This window comes from Acinetobacter portensis (assembly GCF_023158935.1).
In the GTDB taxonomy this organism is placed as follows: Bacteria; Pseudomonadota; Gammaproteobacteria; order Pseudomonadales; family Moraxellaceae; genus Acinetobacter; species Acinetobacter faecalis.
Genome location: NZ_CP096120.1, coordinates 1,923,732 through 1,938,161, shown reverse-complemented (window position 1 = coordinate 1,938,161; position 14,430 = coordinate 1,923,732). Strand labels below are relative to the sequence as shown.

Sequence of the window (14,430 nt, the reverse complement as noted above, 5' to 3'; positions counted from 1 at the left end):
TCTTCAGCTTACCATTCGTGGTTATTTGCAACAGTGCCGCTGACGCACACCATCGCCCACCGGGTGGGTCGCTATCTGGAACGGCAAGGCCTGCTGGAACGGGATGTCGAAAACAGCTATCTGGCCTCGGATGCGGTGGATGACGACCCGATGACACCCCTGCTGGGGCACTCGATCACTTACCGTATCGCTGTCGGTTCACAGGCGGGGCGAAAGGTGTTCACTTTGCAAACTCTGCCGACCAGTGGTGATCCGTTCGGTGACGGGATTGGCAAGGTAGCCGGGTCCAGCCTGCACGCCGGCGTGGCGGCCAGGGCCGATGAACGCAAGAAGCTCGAACGGCTGTGCCGGTACATCAGCCGCCCGGCGGTATCCGAGAAGCGGCTGTCGTTAACACGAGGCGGCAACGTGCGCTACCAGCTCAAGACGCCGTACCGGGACGGCACCACGCACGTCATTTTCGAACCATTGGATTTCATTGCAAGGCTGGCCGCCCTGGTACCGAAGCCCAGAGTCAACCTAACCCGCTTCCACGGGGTGTTCGCACCCAACAGTCGGCACCGGGCGTTGGTCACGCCGGCAAAACGGGGCAGGGGCAACAAGGTCAGGGTGGCTGATGAACCGGCAACACCAGCACAACGGCGAGCGTCGATGACATGGGCGCAACGGCTCAAGCGTGTTTTCAATATCGACATCGAGACCTGCAGCGGCTGCGGCGGCGCCATGAAAGTCATCGCCTGCATTGAAGACCCTATAGTGATCAAGCAGATCCTTGATCACCTGAAGCACAAAGCCGAAACCAGCGGGACCAGGGCGTTACCCGAAAGCCGGGCGCCACCGGCTGAGCTGCTCCTGGGTCTGTTTGACTGACGAGCCTGAAGGCCAACGATACCAATCAAAATGCTGCGTTCACAGCGCCGCGGCAGGGATCCGCCGTGCTGGTTGTCGGAAAAGGAGCCGCTAGTGGGAAAGAGGAGGGTAAATTTTCAGCGTTGCTGGCTCCCCGTCAGCCGGATTGGGTTGCATCGCAGGGGTGTCGAAAGAGTCAACTGCGGTCCAAAGCTGTTGGACTTGGGTGAAAAGGGCGTTTATTCTTCCTATACGTCGATCGATTGAATGAAGGACATATACAATCATTTCTCCGACATTTGGTTATGGAGCGAAAAGTTTCAATATCTTATCAAAACCAGGCAATCAATGCGATTAAGTTTTATTACGAACGTGTTTTGGGTGGACAACGGAAAACATATTTCATCGAAAGACCAAAAAAAGAAAAAACACTTCCTGTTGTGATGAGTGAAGAAGAAACCATTCGGGTACTACGCGCTATTGAAAACGTGAAACACAAGGCTATTCTGATGACTATTTATTCGGCAGGTTTGCGCATTTCTGAATGTATAAACCTGAAAATAAAAGACATTGACTCCAAGCGCATGCAAATTCGTATAGAACAGTCAAAAGGAAAAAGAGGTCGTTATACCATTTTATCTGAGAAAACATTAATTATTTTAAGAACATACTTTATGGAATATAAACCAAAAGATTATTTATTTGAAGGTCAAAAAGGTGGCGCATACTCAAGCCGAAGTATTCAAAACATTTTTAAAGCAGCTGTTTTAAAAGCAAAGATTCAAAAGGAAGTTACTGTACATACCTTACGACATAGCTTTGCAACGCATTTGCTTGAGAATGGTACGAGTTTACGTTATATTCAATCGTTGTTAGGTCATTCAAGCAGTAAAACAACTGAGGTTTATACACATATTACCACCAAGGGAATGGAACAATTAAAAAGTCCGATGGATTTGTTAGATATATAGAAAGGATTTGTATATTTGAGCAAAACTTAACAAAAAGCACTATGAATATAAATCCTTTTGAGAGAGTAGAAACGAACGGTAAACGGTTGAAAACGGATTTGTCACTGATAATGAAAGGTTTAGCAAAATAAGATATAGTGGATATATACGCCATTTGGCGTATAGCCACTTGTTATGTGCCATTTTTGAATGACAATGCGAATAGATACAGACAAACAAATGAATTTACTTAGTGATAAGAACGTTGCAATAATTGGTGGTGGACCCGTTGGACTGACTATGGCAAAATTATTACAGCAAAACGGCATAGACGTTTCAGTTTACGAAAGAGACAACGACCGAGAGGCAAGAATTTTTGGTGGAACCCTTGACCTACACAAAGGTTCAGGTCAGGAAGCAATGAAAAAAGCGGGATTGTTACAAACTTATTATGACTTAGCCTTACCAATGGGTGTAAATATTGCTGATGAAAAAGGCAATATTTTATCCACAAAAAATGTAAAGCCCGAAAATCGATTTGACAATCCTGAAATAAACAGAAATGACTTAAGGGCTATCTTGTTGAATAGTTTAGAAAACGACACGGTTATTTGGGATAGAAAACTTGTTATGCTTGAACCTGGTAAGAAGAAGTGGACACTAACTTTTGAGAATAAACCGAGTGAAACAGCAGATTTGGTTATTCTTGCCAATGGTGGAATGTCGAAAATAAGGAGCTTTGTTACCGACACGCAAGTTGAAGAAACCGGTACTTTCAACATCCAAGCTGATATTCTTCAACCGGAAATAAACTGTCCCGGATTTTTTCAGCTATGCAACGGCAACCGATTAATGGCGGGACATCAGGGCATTTTATTGTTTGCCAATCCCAATAATAATGGTGCATTGTATTTAGGAATTAGTTTTAAAACGCCCGATGAATGGAAAAATAAAATTCCCTTAGATTTTCAGGACAGAAACAGCGTTGCCGATTTTTTATTGAAAAGATTTTCCAAATGGAGTGAAGTTTACAAACAATTAATACGTTCGGTATCAACATTTCAATGCTTGCCCACAAGGAAATTTCCTTTGAACAATGATTGGAAAAGTAACCGTCCATTACCCATAACAATGATTGGCGATGCTGCTCATTTGATGTCGCCTTTTGCAGGACAGGGTGTAAATACGGGATTATTGGATGCTTTGATATTGTCTGAAAACCTTACAAACGGAGAATTTACAAGTATTGAAAATGCCATCGAAAACTACGAACAACAAATGTTTGTTTATGCAAAAGATACGCAGGACGAATCGACAGAAAACGAAACCGAAATGTTTAGTCCCAATTTTTCGTTTCAAAAATTATTGAATCTATAAACAGTAAGAAAAAACGGCTACTAACAAGCAGTTTTGCAATAGTGGGGCAGAAGTGCAAAATTGAACTTGTGTGCTTCTATCAACTTTTGTACATTAGCTGCCAGTTTAAGATGGGTGCATTTGAGTATGCCCAAAGGAGCCCGCAAGTATGCGCAGGACGAAGCCAGTAGCCGCGCCGATGGTGGCGCGGGTCTATCTGCGCGTCAGCACCGACGCGCAGGACTTGGAACGCCAAGAGGCGATCACTACGGCCGCGAAGGCCGCCGGCTACTACGTCGCCGGCATCTACCGTGAGAAGGCATCCGGCGCACGCGCCGACCGGCCTGAGCTGCTGCGCATGATCGGCGACCTACAGCCCGGCGAGGTGGTCATTGCCGAGAAGATCGACCGCATCAGCCGCCTACCTTTGCCCGAGGCCGAGCGCCTGGTGGCCTCGATACAGGCCAAAGGCGCACGCCTGGCCGTCCCTGGCGTGGTCGATCTATCCGACCTGGCGGCCGAGGCCCAGGGCGTCGCCAAGATCGTGCTGGAAGCCGTGCAGATCATGCTTTTTCGCCTGGCCTTGCAGATGGCCCGCGACGACTACGAGGACAGGCGCGAACGCCAGCGCCAAGGCATTGAGTTGGCCCGCCAGGCCGGGCGGTACAAGGGCCGCCGTGCTGATCCGAAGCGCCGCGCCCAAGTTGTCGCGCTGCGCAAGTCCGGCTACAGCATCAACAAGACCGCCGAGCTGGCCGGGTACAGTGCGGCCCAGGTGAAACGGATATGGGCCGAGGTCAGCCAGGCCGAAGCGAAGCAGCACGGCGCGTTCGTGGAGGACGCATTGACGGAAGCCGATGCCCTGGCCGCTGTCGGCCAGGATGAGCGCCAGGAGGAAAGGGCATGAAGAAGCCGAACCAAGACGACGAGCCGTTTTTCATCACCGAGGAGATTGCGGCCGAAATGATCGCCGGCGGCTATGAGTTCGAGCTGCCGCCCATTCCTTGCACCATCCGCCTACGCGACGTGCTGGAGCGCATGACCGATGCTGAGCTAGCATTGCAGCCGGGCGAGATCGCCGACCAGGAGCGTGAACGCTGCCGGCGCAAGCCGTGTTCAACCTCATGATCTGGTCATGGTATTTTTCATGGCACTGAGCCTGATAGTTCTTGCAAATTGTTGTCACTAAAGGGTTTTGTGTGCTTGTTTACAATCGAGTGGGAGTGACGGGCACTGGCTGGCAATGTCTAGCAACGGCAGGCATTTCGGCTGAGGGTAAAAGAACTTTCCGCTAAGCGATAGACTGTATGTAAACACAGTATTGCAAGGACGCGGAACATGCCTCATGTGGCGGCCAGGACGGCCAGCCGGGATCGGGATACTGGTCGTTACCAGAGCCACCGACCCGAGCAAACCCTTCTCTATCAGATCGTTGACGAGTATTACCCGGCATTCGCTGCGCTTATGGCAGAGCAGGGAAAGGAATTGCCGGGCTATGTGCAACGGGAATTTGAAGAATTTCTCCAATGCGGGCGGCTGGAGCATGGCTTTCTACGGGTTCGCTGCGAGTCTTGCCACGCCGAGCACCTGGTCGCTTTCAGCTGTAAGCGTCGCGGTTTCTGCCCGAGCTGTGGGGCGCGGCGGATGGCCGAAAGTGCCGCCTTGCTGGTTGATGAAGTACTGCCTGAACAACCCATGCGTCAGTGGGTGTTGAGCTTCCCGTTTCAGCTGCGTTTCCTGTTTGCCAGCCGGCCCGAGATCATGGGGTGGGTGCTGGGCATCGTTTACCGCGTCATTGCCACGCACCTGGTCAAGAAAGCGGGCCATACCCACCAAGTGGCCAAGACGGGCGCGGTCACCCTGATCCAGCGTTTTGGATCGGCGCTCAATCTGAATGTTCACTTCCACATGCTGTTTCTCGACGGTGTGTATGTCGAGCAATCCCACGGCTCAGCGCGTTTCCGCTGGGTCAAGGCGCCGACCAGCCCAGAGCTCACCCAGCTGACGCACACCATCGCCCACCGGGTGGGTCGCTATCTGGAACGGCAAGGCCTGCTGGAACGGGATGTCGAAAACAGCTATCTGGCCTCGGATGCGGTGGATGACGACCCGATGACACCCCTGCTGGGGCACTCGATCACTTACCGTATCGCTGTCGGTTCACAGGCGGGGCGAAAGGTGTTCACTTTGCAAACTCTGCCGACCAGTGGTGATCCGTTCGGTGACGGGATTGGCAAGGTAGCCGGGTCCAGCCTGCACGCCGGCGTGGCGGCCAGGGCCGATGAACGCAAGAAGCTCGAACGGCTGTGCCGGTACATCAGCCGCCCGGCGGTATCCGAGAAGCGGCTGTCGTTAACACGAGGCGGCAACGTGCGCTACCAGCTCAAGACGCCGTACCGGGACGGCACCACGCACGTCATTTTCGAACCATTGGATTTCATTGCAAGGCTGGCCGCCCTGGTACCGAAGCCCAGAGTCAACCTAACCCGCTTCCACGGGGTGTTCGCACCCAACAGTCGGCACCGGGCGTTGGTCACGCCGGCAAAACGGGGCAGGGGCAACAAGGTCAGGGTGGCTGATGAACCGGCAACACCAGCACAACGGCGAGCGTCGATGACATGGGCGCAACGGCTCAAGCGTGTTTTCAATATCGACATCGAGACCTGCAGCGGCTGCGGCGGCGCCATGAAAGTCATCGCCTGCATTGAAGACCCTATAGTGATCAAGCAGATCCTTGATCACCTGAAGCACAAAGCCGAAACCAGCGGGACCAGGGCGTTACCCGAAAGCCGGGCGCCACCGGCTGAGCTGCTCCTGGGTCTGTTTGACTGACGAGCCTGAAGGCCAACGATACCAATCAAAATGCTGCGTTCACAGCGCCGCGGCAGGGATCCGCCGTGCTGGTTGTCGGAAAAGGAGCCGCTAGTGGGAAAGAGGAGGGTAAATTTTCAGCGTTGCTGGCTCCCCGTCAGCCGGATTGGGTTGCATCGCAGGGGTGTCGAAAGAGTCAACTGCGGTCCAAAGCTGTTGGACTTGGGTGAAAAGGGCGTTTATTCTTCCTATACGTTGTCGGCAGCGGGCCAAAAAGGAATACGTCCATGCCCATCGAGGTGAAACCGGCTGTGAGCGCGGGTTCAAGCATATAGCCCGACAGGCGCGTATCCTTGCCGATCACGACACGATGGCGGTGGTCACCGCGACGAAAGACACGGCCAGCCGCCATGCCGACGCGCAAGGCGGTTTCCGCCGTCATCGCGCCTTCGTTGGCTTTGCCACGAATACCGTCTGTGCCGAAATATTTGCGCACCATAAGGTCGATTATCCTGTCGTCGGGTCGCCCTCAAAGGGGACATGCCTGCTGAACCGCGAATATAGAGAAATATCCCGAATGTGCAGTTAACGAATTCTTGCGGTTTCTTTCAGCGCCGCCAATACCGCCAGCCCGTCGCGCAAGGGGCGCGGCTCGTGTGTGCGGATGAAGTCAGCTCCACCTGCGGCGGCGGCAAGCTCTGCAGCGAGTGTCGCGGCCCCGACATCCCCCGGACCACGGCCTGTGAGCGCGCGCAGAAAGGATTTGCGCGAAACAGACAGAAGCACCGGCAAATCGAAGCGCAGCCGCAATTCATCGAACCGCGCCAGCACCGAGAGCGAGGTTTCGGGAGCAGCCCCCAGAAAAAACCCCATGCCGGGATCAAGGACAAGGCGGTTGCGTTTGATACCGGCACCCGTCAGCGCCGCGATGCGCGCGTCAAAGAACGCCGCAATGTGATCCATGATGTCGCCAGCGGGTGCCTCGCGCCGATCTGCCTGCCCGTCTTGCACCGAATGCATAACGACGAGTTTGGCAGATGATTTCGCCAATTGCGGATAGAACGCAGCGTCTGGAAAACCGCGAATATCATTGAGATAGGCCACACCACGCGACAAGGCATAGGCTTGCGTCGCGGGTTGATAACTGTCGAGCGAGACGGGAATGCCATCTGCCTTGAGCGCGTCCAGCACCGGCGCGATACGCGCGATTTCTGTGTCGGACGAAACAGGCGCGGCGTCGGGATTGCTGGATGCCGGACCGAGGTCGATCACATCTGCCCCCTCGGCCATCAGCTTACGCGCCTGCGCAATGGCTGCGTCTGGCGCCAGATACCGGCCTCCATCGGAGAAACTGTCCGAGGTTATGTTGACGATGCCGAAAATGATGAGCGATTTATTCATGGGGGCTTCTATAATAATCTCTGTACACGACAAAAATAGATAACTCATTGAAATAATGTCACAATAATTGTTTTCTAACGACGAATACTATGACACATCTCAATGAGTTATATCTTATCTTAAACAAATCTCTAAAATGGAACAAGTCACATTTAAAGTGCTTTGCGCTCATCATGCTTGTGATTATTTTAAAGCAAACATGTAATCTTTCTTCTGCATCTAAAGCCTTGCCCATCAAGTGTTTACCACAATCATTTTATCGACGTATGCAGCGCTTCTTTGCAGGTCAGTATTTTGATTATCGTCAAATTTCTCAGTTGATTTTCAATATGTTTTCATTCGACCAAGTGCAACTGACTTTAGATAGAACCAATTGGAAATGGGGAAAACGAAATATTAATATCCTGATGCTCGCAATCGTTTATCGTGGAATAGCGATACCTATCCTTTGGACATTGCTTAATAAACGTGGAAATTCAGATACGAAAGAGCGTATTGCTTTGATTCAACGCTTTATAGCCATTTTTGGTAAAGACCGTATTGTGAATGTGTTCGCAGACAGAGAGTTTATCGGTGAGCAGTGGTTTACATGGTTAATTGAACAAGACATCAACTTCTGCATTCGTGTTAAAAAAACTTCATTGTCACCAATCATTTAGGAAAGAATCATAAAATTAGTGATTTATTTCGCCATCTTAAAGTTGGTCAAATTGAATGTCGTAAACGACGGATTTTGGTTGGTCGGGTGAAACTATATATAAGTGCACTACAGTTAGAAAATGGAGAGCTTTTACTCGTCGTTTCTCCTCAGTTTAATGCCAATGCTATTCAGGATTATGCATTACGCTGGGAAATTGAAACCTTATTCAGTTGTCTCAAAGGACGCGGGTTTAATCTTGAAAATACGCGCTTGACAGACCCTAGACGAGTGAAAAAATTGATTGCGGTGTTAGCTATAAGCTTCTGTTGGTGTTACTTAACGGGTGAATGGCAACATAATCAAAAAAAAGCGATAAAAATAAAGAAGCATGGACGACTCTCAATGAGTTTATTTCGCTATGGTTTAGACTATGTTCAAATGGCGATTCAGCGTTTAATTGGTTTTGGGAAAAAAGAAGAGTTTAAGGAAATTTTGGCAATTTTAAGAAAGCAGAATCCTGATAGGATAAGGGTTCTGTGAAATTTGTCGTGTACAGAGTAAAATTTTGATGTTGTTCACAAAATTAATATTGTCTAAATGCACATTCAGGTCGCTAGGACTTGCATAGGATAATTTAATATCTTCTAAAGTTTTAATGACTTGCTGAAAAGAAAAACACTGCCAATCTTGGTTTAAATATTCGTGAATTAAATAATTTGGATTCTGTTTTTTTAGTTCTTGAACTTTTTGTAATGCATTTGGATTTCTAGTTGCGAATGTTGGCTCTTGAAGAAGTAATGCTTCGCTAAAATCTAATGAGTCTTTAACTTTTTGAACTGGATTATGACTTTTACTATTAAATTTAAAATGGCTATGGAATAGTTCACGAATAGGCATATTTGCAGCCCAGCCAGTTAAGCAATTGTAACTAAAAAACTAGCATCATAAAAATAATGATTTGTTTTTGCTTTTTCAGCAAGAATATTGGCATGTGCTGCATGTGCAGGATTAAAGTCTGTACCGTAAAAGGTCCCTAAATTTGATGCAGTATGTACATTTAAACTTACACCTTGCCCAAAACCTAATTCACAGTGATTTTACTCTTGAGTGTTATCTTGCGTGTCTATACCACTAAGTAGTAAACAAAAAATTTGATAGTTTGAGCTTAACTCTTTGTAATAACCATATGTGTAATTTACTTTTGTTTAATATCCGTTTGTCCAATTTTTTGCCATTATATTTCTCTTATACTATTTTATTTTAAGAGTTATAGTGGAATTTTGAATAAAATAAAACCACCCTAAGGTGGTTAAATTTCTGAATTAATTGATTATTCACCTAATGCATCGAGGTATTTCTCTGCATCTAGCGCAGCCATACAACCTGAACCCGCTGATGTAATTGCTTGGCGGTAAATGCTATCTGCAATATCACCTGCTGCAAATACACCAGGAATTGAAGTTTGAGTTGCATTACCTGCTGTACCGCTTTGCACTTGAATGTAACCATCACGAAGTTGTAATTGACCATCAAACATTTCGCTATTTGGCTTATGACCAATTGCAACAAAAAGACCTGTTACATCTACATCTTGAGTTGATTCATCTTTTGTAGATCGAAGACGTACAGTCGTTACACCTGTGTTGTCGCCAATTACTTCTTCAACTTGGTGATTCCAAATGATGCTAATTTTGCCTTCTTTTTCTTTTGCAAAAAGATGATCTTGTAGAATTTTCTCTGAACGTAAAGTGTCACGACGGTGAACTAGTGTTACATGAGATGCAATGTTTGAAAGGTAAAGTGCCTCTTCAACAGCAGTATTACCACCGCCCACAACCATTACTTTTTGGTTTTTGTAGAAGAAACCATCACAAGTTGCGCAAGCACTTACACCTTGACCCATGAATTTCGCTTCAGATTCAAGACCTAAATATTGTGCTGTAGCACCTGTACAGATGATAAGCGCATCACATGTGAACTCTTCCATATCACCTTTAAGTACAAAAGGACGTACGCTTAAATCTACTTCATTGATATGGTCATAAACAATTTCAGTACCAAAACGTTCAGCATGCGCTTGCATTTGCTCCATAAGGGCAGGGCCTGTTAAGCCTTCAACGCCACCTGGCCAGTTATCTACTTCAGTTGTCGTTGTTAATTGACCACCAAGTTGTAAGCCAGCAATAAGTGTTGGTTTAAGATTGGCACGCGCTGCGTAAACTGCTGCGCTATATCCAGCAGGACCAGAGCCAAGAATAACCAAACGTGAGTGACGAGCGCTCATCTGTTGCATCCTTTTTTATTTAGAAATTTGTGAAATTATACGTGAAACTGTATAACAGTTGTGTGAGATTAAAGTCGATATTATTGATCATATAAATCGATTTGAACTATATAGAATCATCTTAAACACATACTCACATTATCTTGCATCTTTTTTTTATGAACAGGTGCATAATATAAAGTTAATTATCTGTAGATCTGAATTGGGTCTGCGAAAAAAAATACGATGAATAATTGGTTACAGGATAGTCTATGACAGCGGTGTCGAGTGCATATGCACAACGCTTTATAATCACATTATTTTTAATCTCATTTGGGATTTATCTGTTCCTTGCAACAGTAACTTATACACCGTTTGATCCGGGTTGGATGCATGTTTCTAGCGACACGCAAACCGTTTCGAATGCAAGTGGTGTGGTTGGGGCTTGGCTTGCAGATTTGTTGTTCGGCTTTTTAGGCTGGGCAAGTTTATTGGTGCCTTTGTACTTTTTTATTGAGGCAATTCAATTGTGGTGGCCACGAAGCTTTTTAAATAAGCCATTTCGTTATGCTGCACAATTTTTTATTATTTTATCGACATCAAGTATTTTGTACTTATTCTGGAATGTACCCGCAGATACGCTTGAAAATGCATCTGGCGGTATTATTGGTTATGAATTAGGTCAAAGCCTTTCTTCGCTTTTAACCATTTATGGTGCGAGTTTGTTTTTAATAGTGTTTTGGGTTGTTTTATTTACACTTGCATTTGGCGTTAAATGGAATAAAACATGGAGCACAATAAAAGCAATTCCTGCTTATATGCAAGATTTGTTCTATAGAAATGCACCTGAAGCTGAAACCAATTTCAGCCATAAACCGATTCAAGTAAATGAAGAAAAAAATCAAAATATAGTTCCATCACCAACGCCAATTCAAGAAGATGTTGCTGTAGCTCCAATTGCTGTTGCATCTACCGTAATGAATGATGCCGCTGCAAATCGCTTATTTGAAGATATGGTTGACCGTGAAGAACGAGAAGATCAATCTCGATTTGAACAACAACAAAATCAAAAATATGCTTCTCAATTTGATAAAGACGACGAATTAGAACTCGAACGAGAACTTGAAAAAGCTCATCAGCAAGAACAAGAAAGTCCTAAAGTTGTTGAAACTGGTGAAGTTTGGCGTGCGATTCATGATGACTCAGAACAAAAGCATAAAAATGATATTAATGAGCTGTTAAAAGCATCGCAAGATATTCGTCAAGGCTATGAAACACAAGCACATCAAGCAACACCTGGTGATGCGTATCAATCTACATCGAATATGCAAAATATTAATTGGGATGATGATGAAATTTTTGATGAGTTATTAGCAGCTGTTCCAAGTGCTAAAACTGCAACAGACGTTCATACGCCATTTAATCATGCGGATAGCCATGCAGATAATAATTCAGATAAATATGTAGACAATCGTACAGATTTTATTGTTCAGGAAAATGTAAGTTCTCCTGTAGCATCAGTTGCATCTTTAGCGACTCAAACAGCTTCAAATGTGGTTTCTACAGCAGCAACTACACATATTGCACTTGATGATTTTGATAGTTTAGATGATTTCTTGTTAGACGAAACAAAAGAAGTTCAGCCGACGGTACAATCTACAACGACAACAAGTAGTTATGCGCAATCTAGCCCATTTGTAAAAGCTCAAATTCAGACAGATTTACAGCAAACAGCACCGCTGGTATCTGAAGATGAAAAAGAGTTAATTAGCACTAATAAAGATGCATTCCGTGAAGCTTGGCAGGGTACGACAGGTGGGGTAGCTGTTGAAGAGGCTGAACTTAAAGAAGATGACTTCGATTTAGATGCACCTTTAACAGATTCATTTGGTCGACCAATGTCACGTGCAATGCAAGTGGCAGCAAAACGTCGTGATTTACCAACACTTCCGGGCTTAGAAATTTTAGATAAAGTTGATCCGAATAAAAAGGTGAACTTTACTGCGGAGCAATTGGCGCGTTTATCTGAATTACTTGAAATTAAACTTCAAGAATTTAACGTTAAAGCAAAAGTGATAGAGGCTCAACCAGGGCCAGTAGTTACTCGTTTTGAACTAGATTTAGCACCTGGCGTGAAAGCATCTAAAGTCACGAATATTTCACGAGATTTAGCACGTTCTATGTCTATGGCTTCGGTACGTGTTGTCGAAGTTATTCCGGGCAAGCCGTATATTGGTATTGAGGTACCAAATAGCACACGTGAAATGGTGCGTTTAATTGAATTGCTTGAAACACCTGCTTATAGAGATCCAAATGCATTGCTGAGTATGGCAATGGGTAAAGATATTTCGGGTAATCCAGTATTAGCAGATTTAGCGAAAGCACCACATATGTTGGTTGCAGGTACGACAGGTTCGGGTAAGTCAGTTGCTGTAAATGCAATGTTATTGTCGATGTTACTCAAATATACGCCTGAACAATTGCGTTTAATTATGATCGACCCTAAACAGCTCGAACTTGCGAACTACAATGATATTCCACATTTGTTAACGCCTGTTGTAACTGATATGAAAGATGCAGTTAATGCATTGAATTGGTGTGTAAATGAGATGGAGCGACGTTATAAGCTCATGTCATTAATGAAAGTACGTAAGTTAAGTGATTTTAACAGTAAAATTGAAGATGCCATTGCCAATGGTGAAGATTTACTTGATCCAACGTGGAAGCCAGATGACACTGCAACAATAAATCGCGCACCACGATTAGAGCCAATGCCTTTAATTGTAATTGTTGCTGATGAATTTGCAGACATGATCATGCAAGTGGGTAAGAAAGCAGAAGAAATGATTACACGTTTGGCGCAAAAATCTCGTGCTGCGGGTATTCATTTATTACTTGCGACACAGCGTCCAACTGTTGATGTTGTTACAGGTCTAATTAAAGCCAATATTCCAACACGTGCGGCATTGCGTGTAAACAGTAAGCTCGATTCACGTACTATTTTAGATGGTGGTGGCGCAGAAGACTTACTTGGTCATGGTGATATGTTGTTCCTTGGGCCAGGTAAAATTGAACCTGAGCGTGTACATGGTGCATTTATTTCAGATGATGAAGTCAACCGTATTTGTGATGCATGGCGTGAGCGTGGCGATCCAAACTATATTGATGAGATTTTGACACCTTATGATGAGGAACCAACATCGCGTGGTTTTGAAGATGGAGAAGGCGGTTCAGACCGAGATGCTTTATATGATCAATGTGTTTCATTTGTACTAGAAACCCGTAAAGCATCTACATCGTCGTTACAGCGTAAATTTAGCCTTGGTTATAACCGTGCTGCACGTATCATCGATCAAATGGAAGAAAGTGGTATTGTGAGTGCAATGGGGCCAAATGGTAAGCGAGATATTTTGGTCTAATTTTATTATTGAGTTGAATCGTTTAATTTTGAATTTAATATAAACGAAAAGCAGTTTGTTCATCCAAACTGCTTTTTTATTGTGAGTATATAAAATGTTGTGGGCTTTATTGACGTTATTTTTTATTCATTTATGTGCTTTGGTTAGTCCTGGTCCAGATTTTTTTATTGTCTCTCAAACAGCTGTGAGTCGTTCACGTAAGCAGGCTATTTTTGTCGTGTTAGGTATTACATGTGCCATTTTCTTATGGGCACTATTTGCTTTGTTGGGGCTTAACTATATTCTTGAAAAGTTTGTTTGGTTACATAAAGTTTTATTGGTATTGGGTGGACTTTATTTATGCTGGTTAGGCTATCAATTACTCAAATCTGCATTTTCTAAGAAAGATGAAGCGTCACCATTAAAAGAAATTGAGTTGCCGCAGAGTAATTTGAGATTTTTCTTGCAAGGCTTATTTACTAATTTAGCAAATCCGAAAGCTGTGATTTATTTTGGTAGTGTATTTTCAATGTTCTTAGCAAATCCTGTGTTGAATGAATCACATACTTTATTATTGGCTATTGTGACGTTAGAAAGTTTTGTTTGGTTCATGTTCGTGGTATTTGTTTTCTCATTACCAAGCTTTAAAAATGCATATCAAAAATCGACAAGATGGATTGACGGTTTAGTTGGTGGATTATTTAGTCTATTTGGTGGCTATCTAATTTTTACTAAATAAATTTTAAGTTTTTAAATGTTAAA

General features: G+C 45.1%; 11 protein-coding genes and 2 pseudogenes. 9 read left to right on the top strand and 4 right to left on the bottom strand.

The window, feature by feature from the left end:
* Positions 1 to 39 precede the first annotated feature (39 nt).
* From MZO21_RS09720 to MZO21_RS09695, 6 genes and pseudogenes are all read left to right on the top strand, one after another.
* Positions 40 to 870 (top strand): annotated as a pseudogene (locus tag MZO21_RS09720) (IS91-like element ISCR2 family transposase); the annotation flags it as partial.
* A 242-nt stretch (positions 871 to 1,112) separates the two neighbouring features.
* The gene (locus tag MZO21_RS09715) at positions 1,113 to 1,820 is read left to right on the top strand and encodes a tyrosine-type recombinase/integrase (RefSeq protein ID WP_160241743.1); all 708 of its coding nucleotides are present in this window, start codon (positions 1,113 to 1,115) and stop codon (positions 1,818 to 1,820) included.
* A gap of 189 nt (positions 1,821 to 2,009) precedes the next feature.
* Positions 2,010 to 3,176, top strand: coding sequence for a tetracycline-inactivating monooxygenase Tet(X3) (locus tag MZO21_RS09710; RefSeq protein ID WP_024160783.1), 1,167 nt, complete (start codon positions 2,010 to 2,012; stop codon positions 3,174 to 3,176).
* Positions 3,177 to 3,324: 148 nt separating this feature from the next.
* Positions 3,325 to 4,062, top strand: coding sequence for a recombinase family protein (locus tag MZO21_RS09705; protein WP_001366550.1), 738 nt, complete (start codon positions 3,325 to 3,327; stop codon positions 4,060 to 4,062).
* Positions 4,059 to 4,283 (top strand): hypothetical protein, encoded by a 225-nt coding sequence (locus tag MZO21_RS09700; RefSeq protein ID WP_000743213.1) that lies wholly within the window; start codon positions 4,059 to 4,061, stop codon positions 4,281 to 4,283. Before MZO21_RS09705 ends, MZO21_RS09700 begins: the two co-directional genes overlap by 4 nt.
* 210 nt (positions 4,284 to 4,493) lie before the next feature.
* Positions 4,494 to 5,987, top strand: a complete 1,494-nt coding sequence (locus MZO21_RS09695) for an IS91-like element ISCR2 family transposase (RefSeq protein ID WP_001120888.1) — start codon at positions 4,494 to 4,496, stop codon at positions 5,985 to 5,987.
* A 175-nt stretch (positions 5,988 to 6,162) separates the two neighbouring features.
* Here MZO21_RS09695 and MZO21_RS09690 read toward each other — a convergent pair whose 3' ends face one another.
* Both MZO21_RS09690 and sul2 read right to left on the bottom strand, forming a co-directional pair.
* Complete coding sequence (locus tag MZO21_RS09690) at positions 6,163 to 6,465, bottom strand: phosphoglucosamine mutase (RefSeq protein ID WP_000251875.1); 303 nt, start codon at positions 6,463 to 6,465, stop codon at positions 6,163 to 6,165.
* A gap of 86 nt (positions 6,466 to 6,551) precedes the next feature.
* Positions 6,552 to 7,367: a sulfonamide-resistant dihydropteroate synthase Sul2 gene (sul2, locus tag MZO21_RS09685; protein ID WP_001043260.1), complete on the bottom strand. Its 816-nt coding sequence runs from the start codon at positions 7,365 to 7,367 to the stop codon at positions 6,552 to 6,554.
* A gap of 89 nt (positions 7,368 to 7,456) precedes the next feature.
* Between sul2 and MZO21_RS09680 the strand changes: the two genes are divergently transcribed.
* A protein-coding gene (locus tag MZO21_RS09680; protein ID WP_085940648.1) for an IS4-like element ISAba1 family transposase occupies positions 7,457 to 8,547 on the top strand; the annotation gives its coding sequence in 2 pieces (ribosomal slippage) (positions 7,457 to 7,997 and positions 7,997 to 8,547; 1,092 coding nt in all).
* Positions 8,548 to 8,566: 19 nt separating this feature from the next.
* Here the strand turns inward: MZO21_RS09680 and MZO21_RS09675 are convergent.
* Together MZO21_RS09675 and trxB are read right to left on the bottom strand one after the other, a co-directional pair.
* A pseudogene (locus tag MZO21_RS09675) lies at positions 8,567 to 9,242 on the bottom strand (methyltransferase regulatory domain-containing protein); the annotation flags it as partial.
* A 95-nt stretch (positions 9,243 to 9,337) separates the two neighbouring features.
* The gene (gene trxB, locus MZO21_RS09670) at positions 9,338 to 10,291 is read right to left on the bottom strand and encodes a thioredoxin-disulfide reductase (protein ID WP_154772376.1); all 954 of its coding nucleotides are present in this window, start codon (positions 10,289 to 10,291) and stop codon (positions 9,338 to 9,340) included.
* Positions 10,292 to 10,542: 251 nt separating this feature from the next.
* Here trxB and MZO21_RS09665 point away from each other — a divergent pair, with 251 nt between their 5' ends.
* The gene (locus tag MZO21_RS09665; protein WP_248103099.1) at positions 10,543 to 13,689 is read left to right on the top strand and encodes a DNA translocase FtsK; all 3,147 of its coding nucleotides are present in this window, start codon (positions 10,543 to 10,545) and stop codon (positions 13,687 to 13,689) included.
* Positions 13,690 to 13,783: 94 nt separating this feature from the next.
* Positions 13,784 to 14,407 carry a LysE family transporter gene (locus MZO21_RS09660; protein ID WP_154772378.1) on the top strand — a complete coding sequence of 208 codons (624 nt, stop codon included), beginning with the start codon at positions 13,784 to 13,786 and terminating at the stop codon, positions 14,405 to 14,407.
* Positions 14,408 to 14,430 lie beyond the last annotated feature (23 nt).

Coding starts and splice junctions, on each gene's coding strand:
- MZO21_RS09695 (WP_001120888.1), top strand. CDS start 4,494: ATGCCTCATGTGGCGGCCAGGACGGCCAGCCGGGATCGGGATACTGGT.
- MZO21_RS09660 (WP_154772378.1), top strand. CDS start 13,784: ATGTTGTGGGCTTTATTGACGTTATTTTTTATTCATTTATGTGCTTTG.
- MZO21_RS09700 (WP_000743213.1), top strand. CDS start 4,059: ATGAAGAAGCCGAACCAAGACGACGAGCCGTTTTTCATCACCGAGGAG.
- MZO21_RS09690 (WP_000251875.1), bottom strand. CDS start 6,465: ATGGTGCGCAAATATTTCGGCACAGACGGTATTCGTGGCAAAGCCAAC.
- MZO21_RS09710 (WP_024160783.1), top strand. CDS start 2,010: ATGACAATGCGAATAGATACAGACAAACAAATGAATTTACTTAGTGAT.
- MZO21_RS09665 (WP_248103099.1), top strand. CDS start 10,543: ATGACAGCGGTGTCGAGTGCATATGCACAACGCTTTATAATCACATTA.
- MZO21_RS09705 (WP_001366550.1), top strand. CDS start 3,325: ATGCGCAGGACGAAGCCAGTAGCCGCGCCGATGGTGGCGCGGGTCTAT.
- sul2 (WP_001043260.1), bottom strand. CDS start 7,367: ATGAATAAATCGCTCATCATTTTCGGCATCGTCAACATAACCTCGGAC.
- trxB (WP_154772376.1), bottom strand. CDS start 10,291: ATGAGCGCTCGTCACTCACGTTTGGTTATTCTTGGCTCTGGTCCTGCT.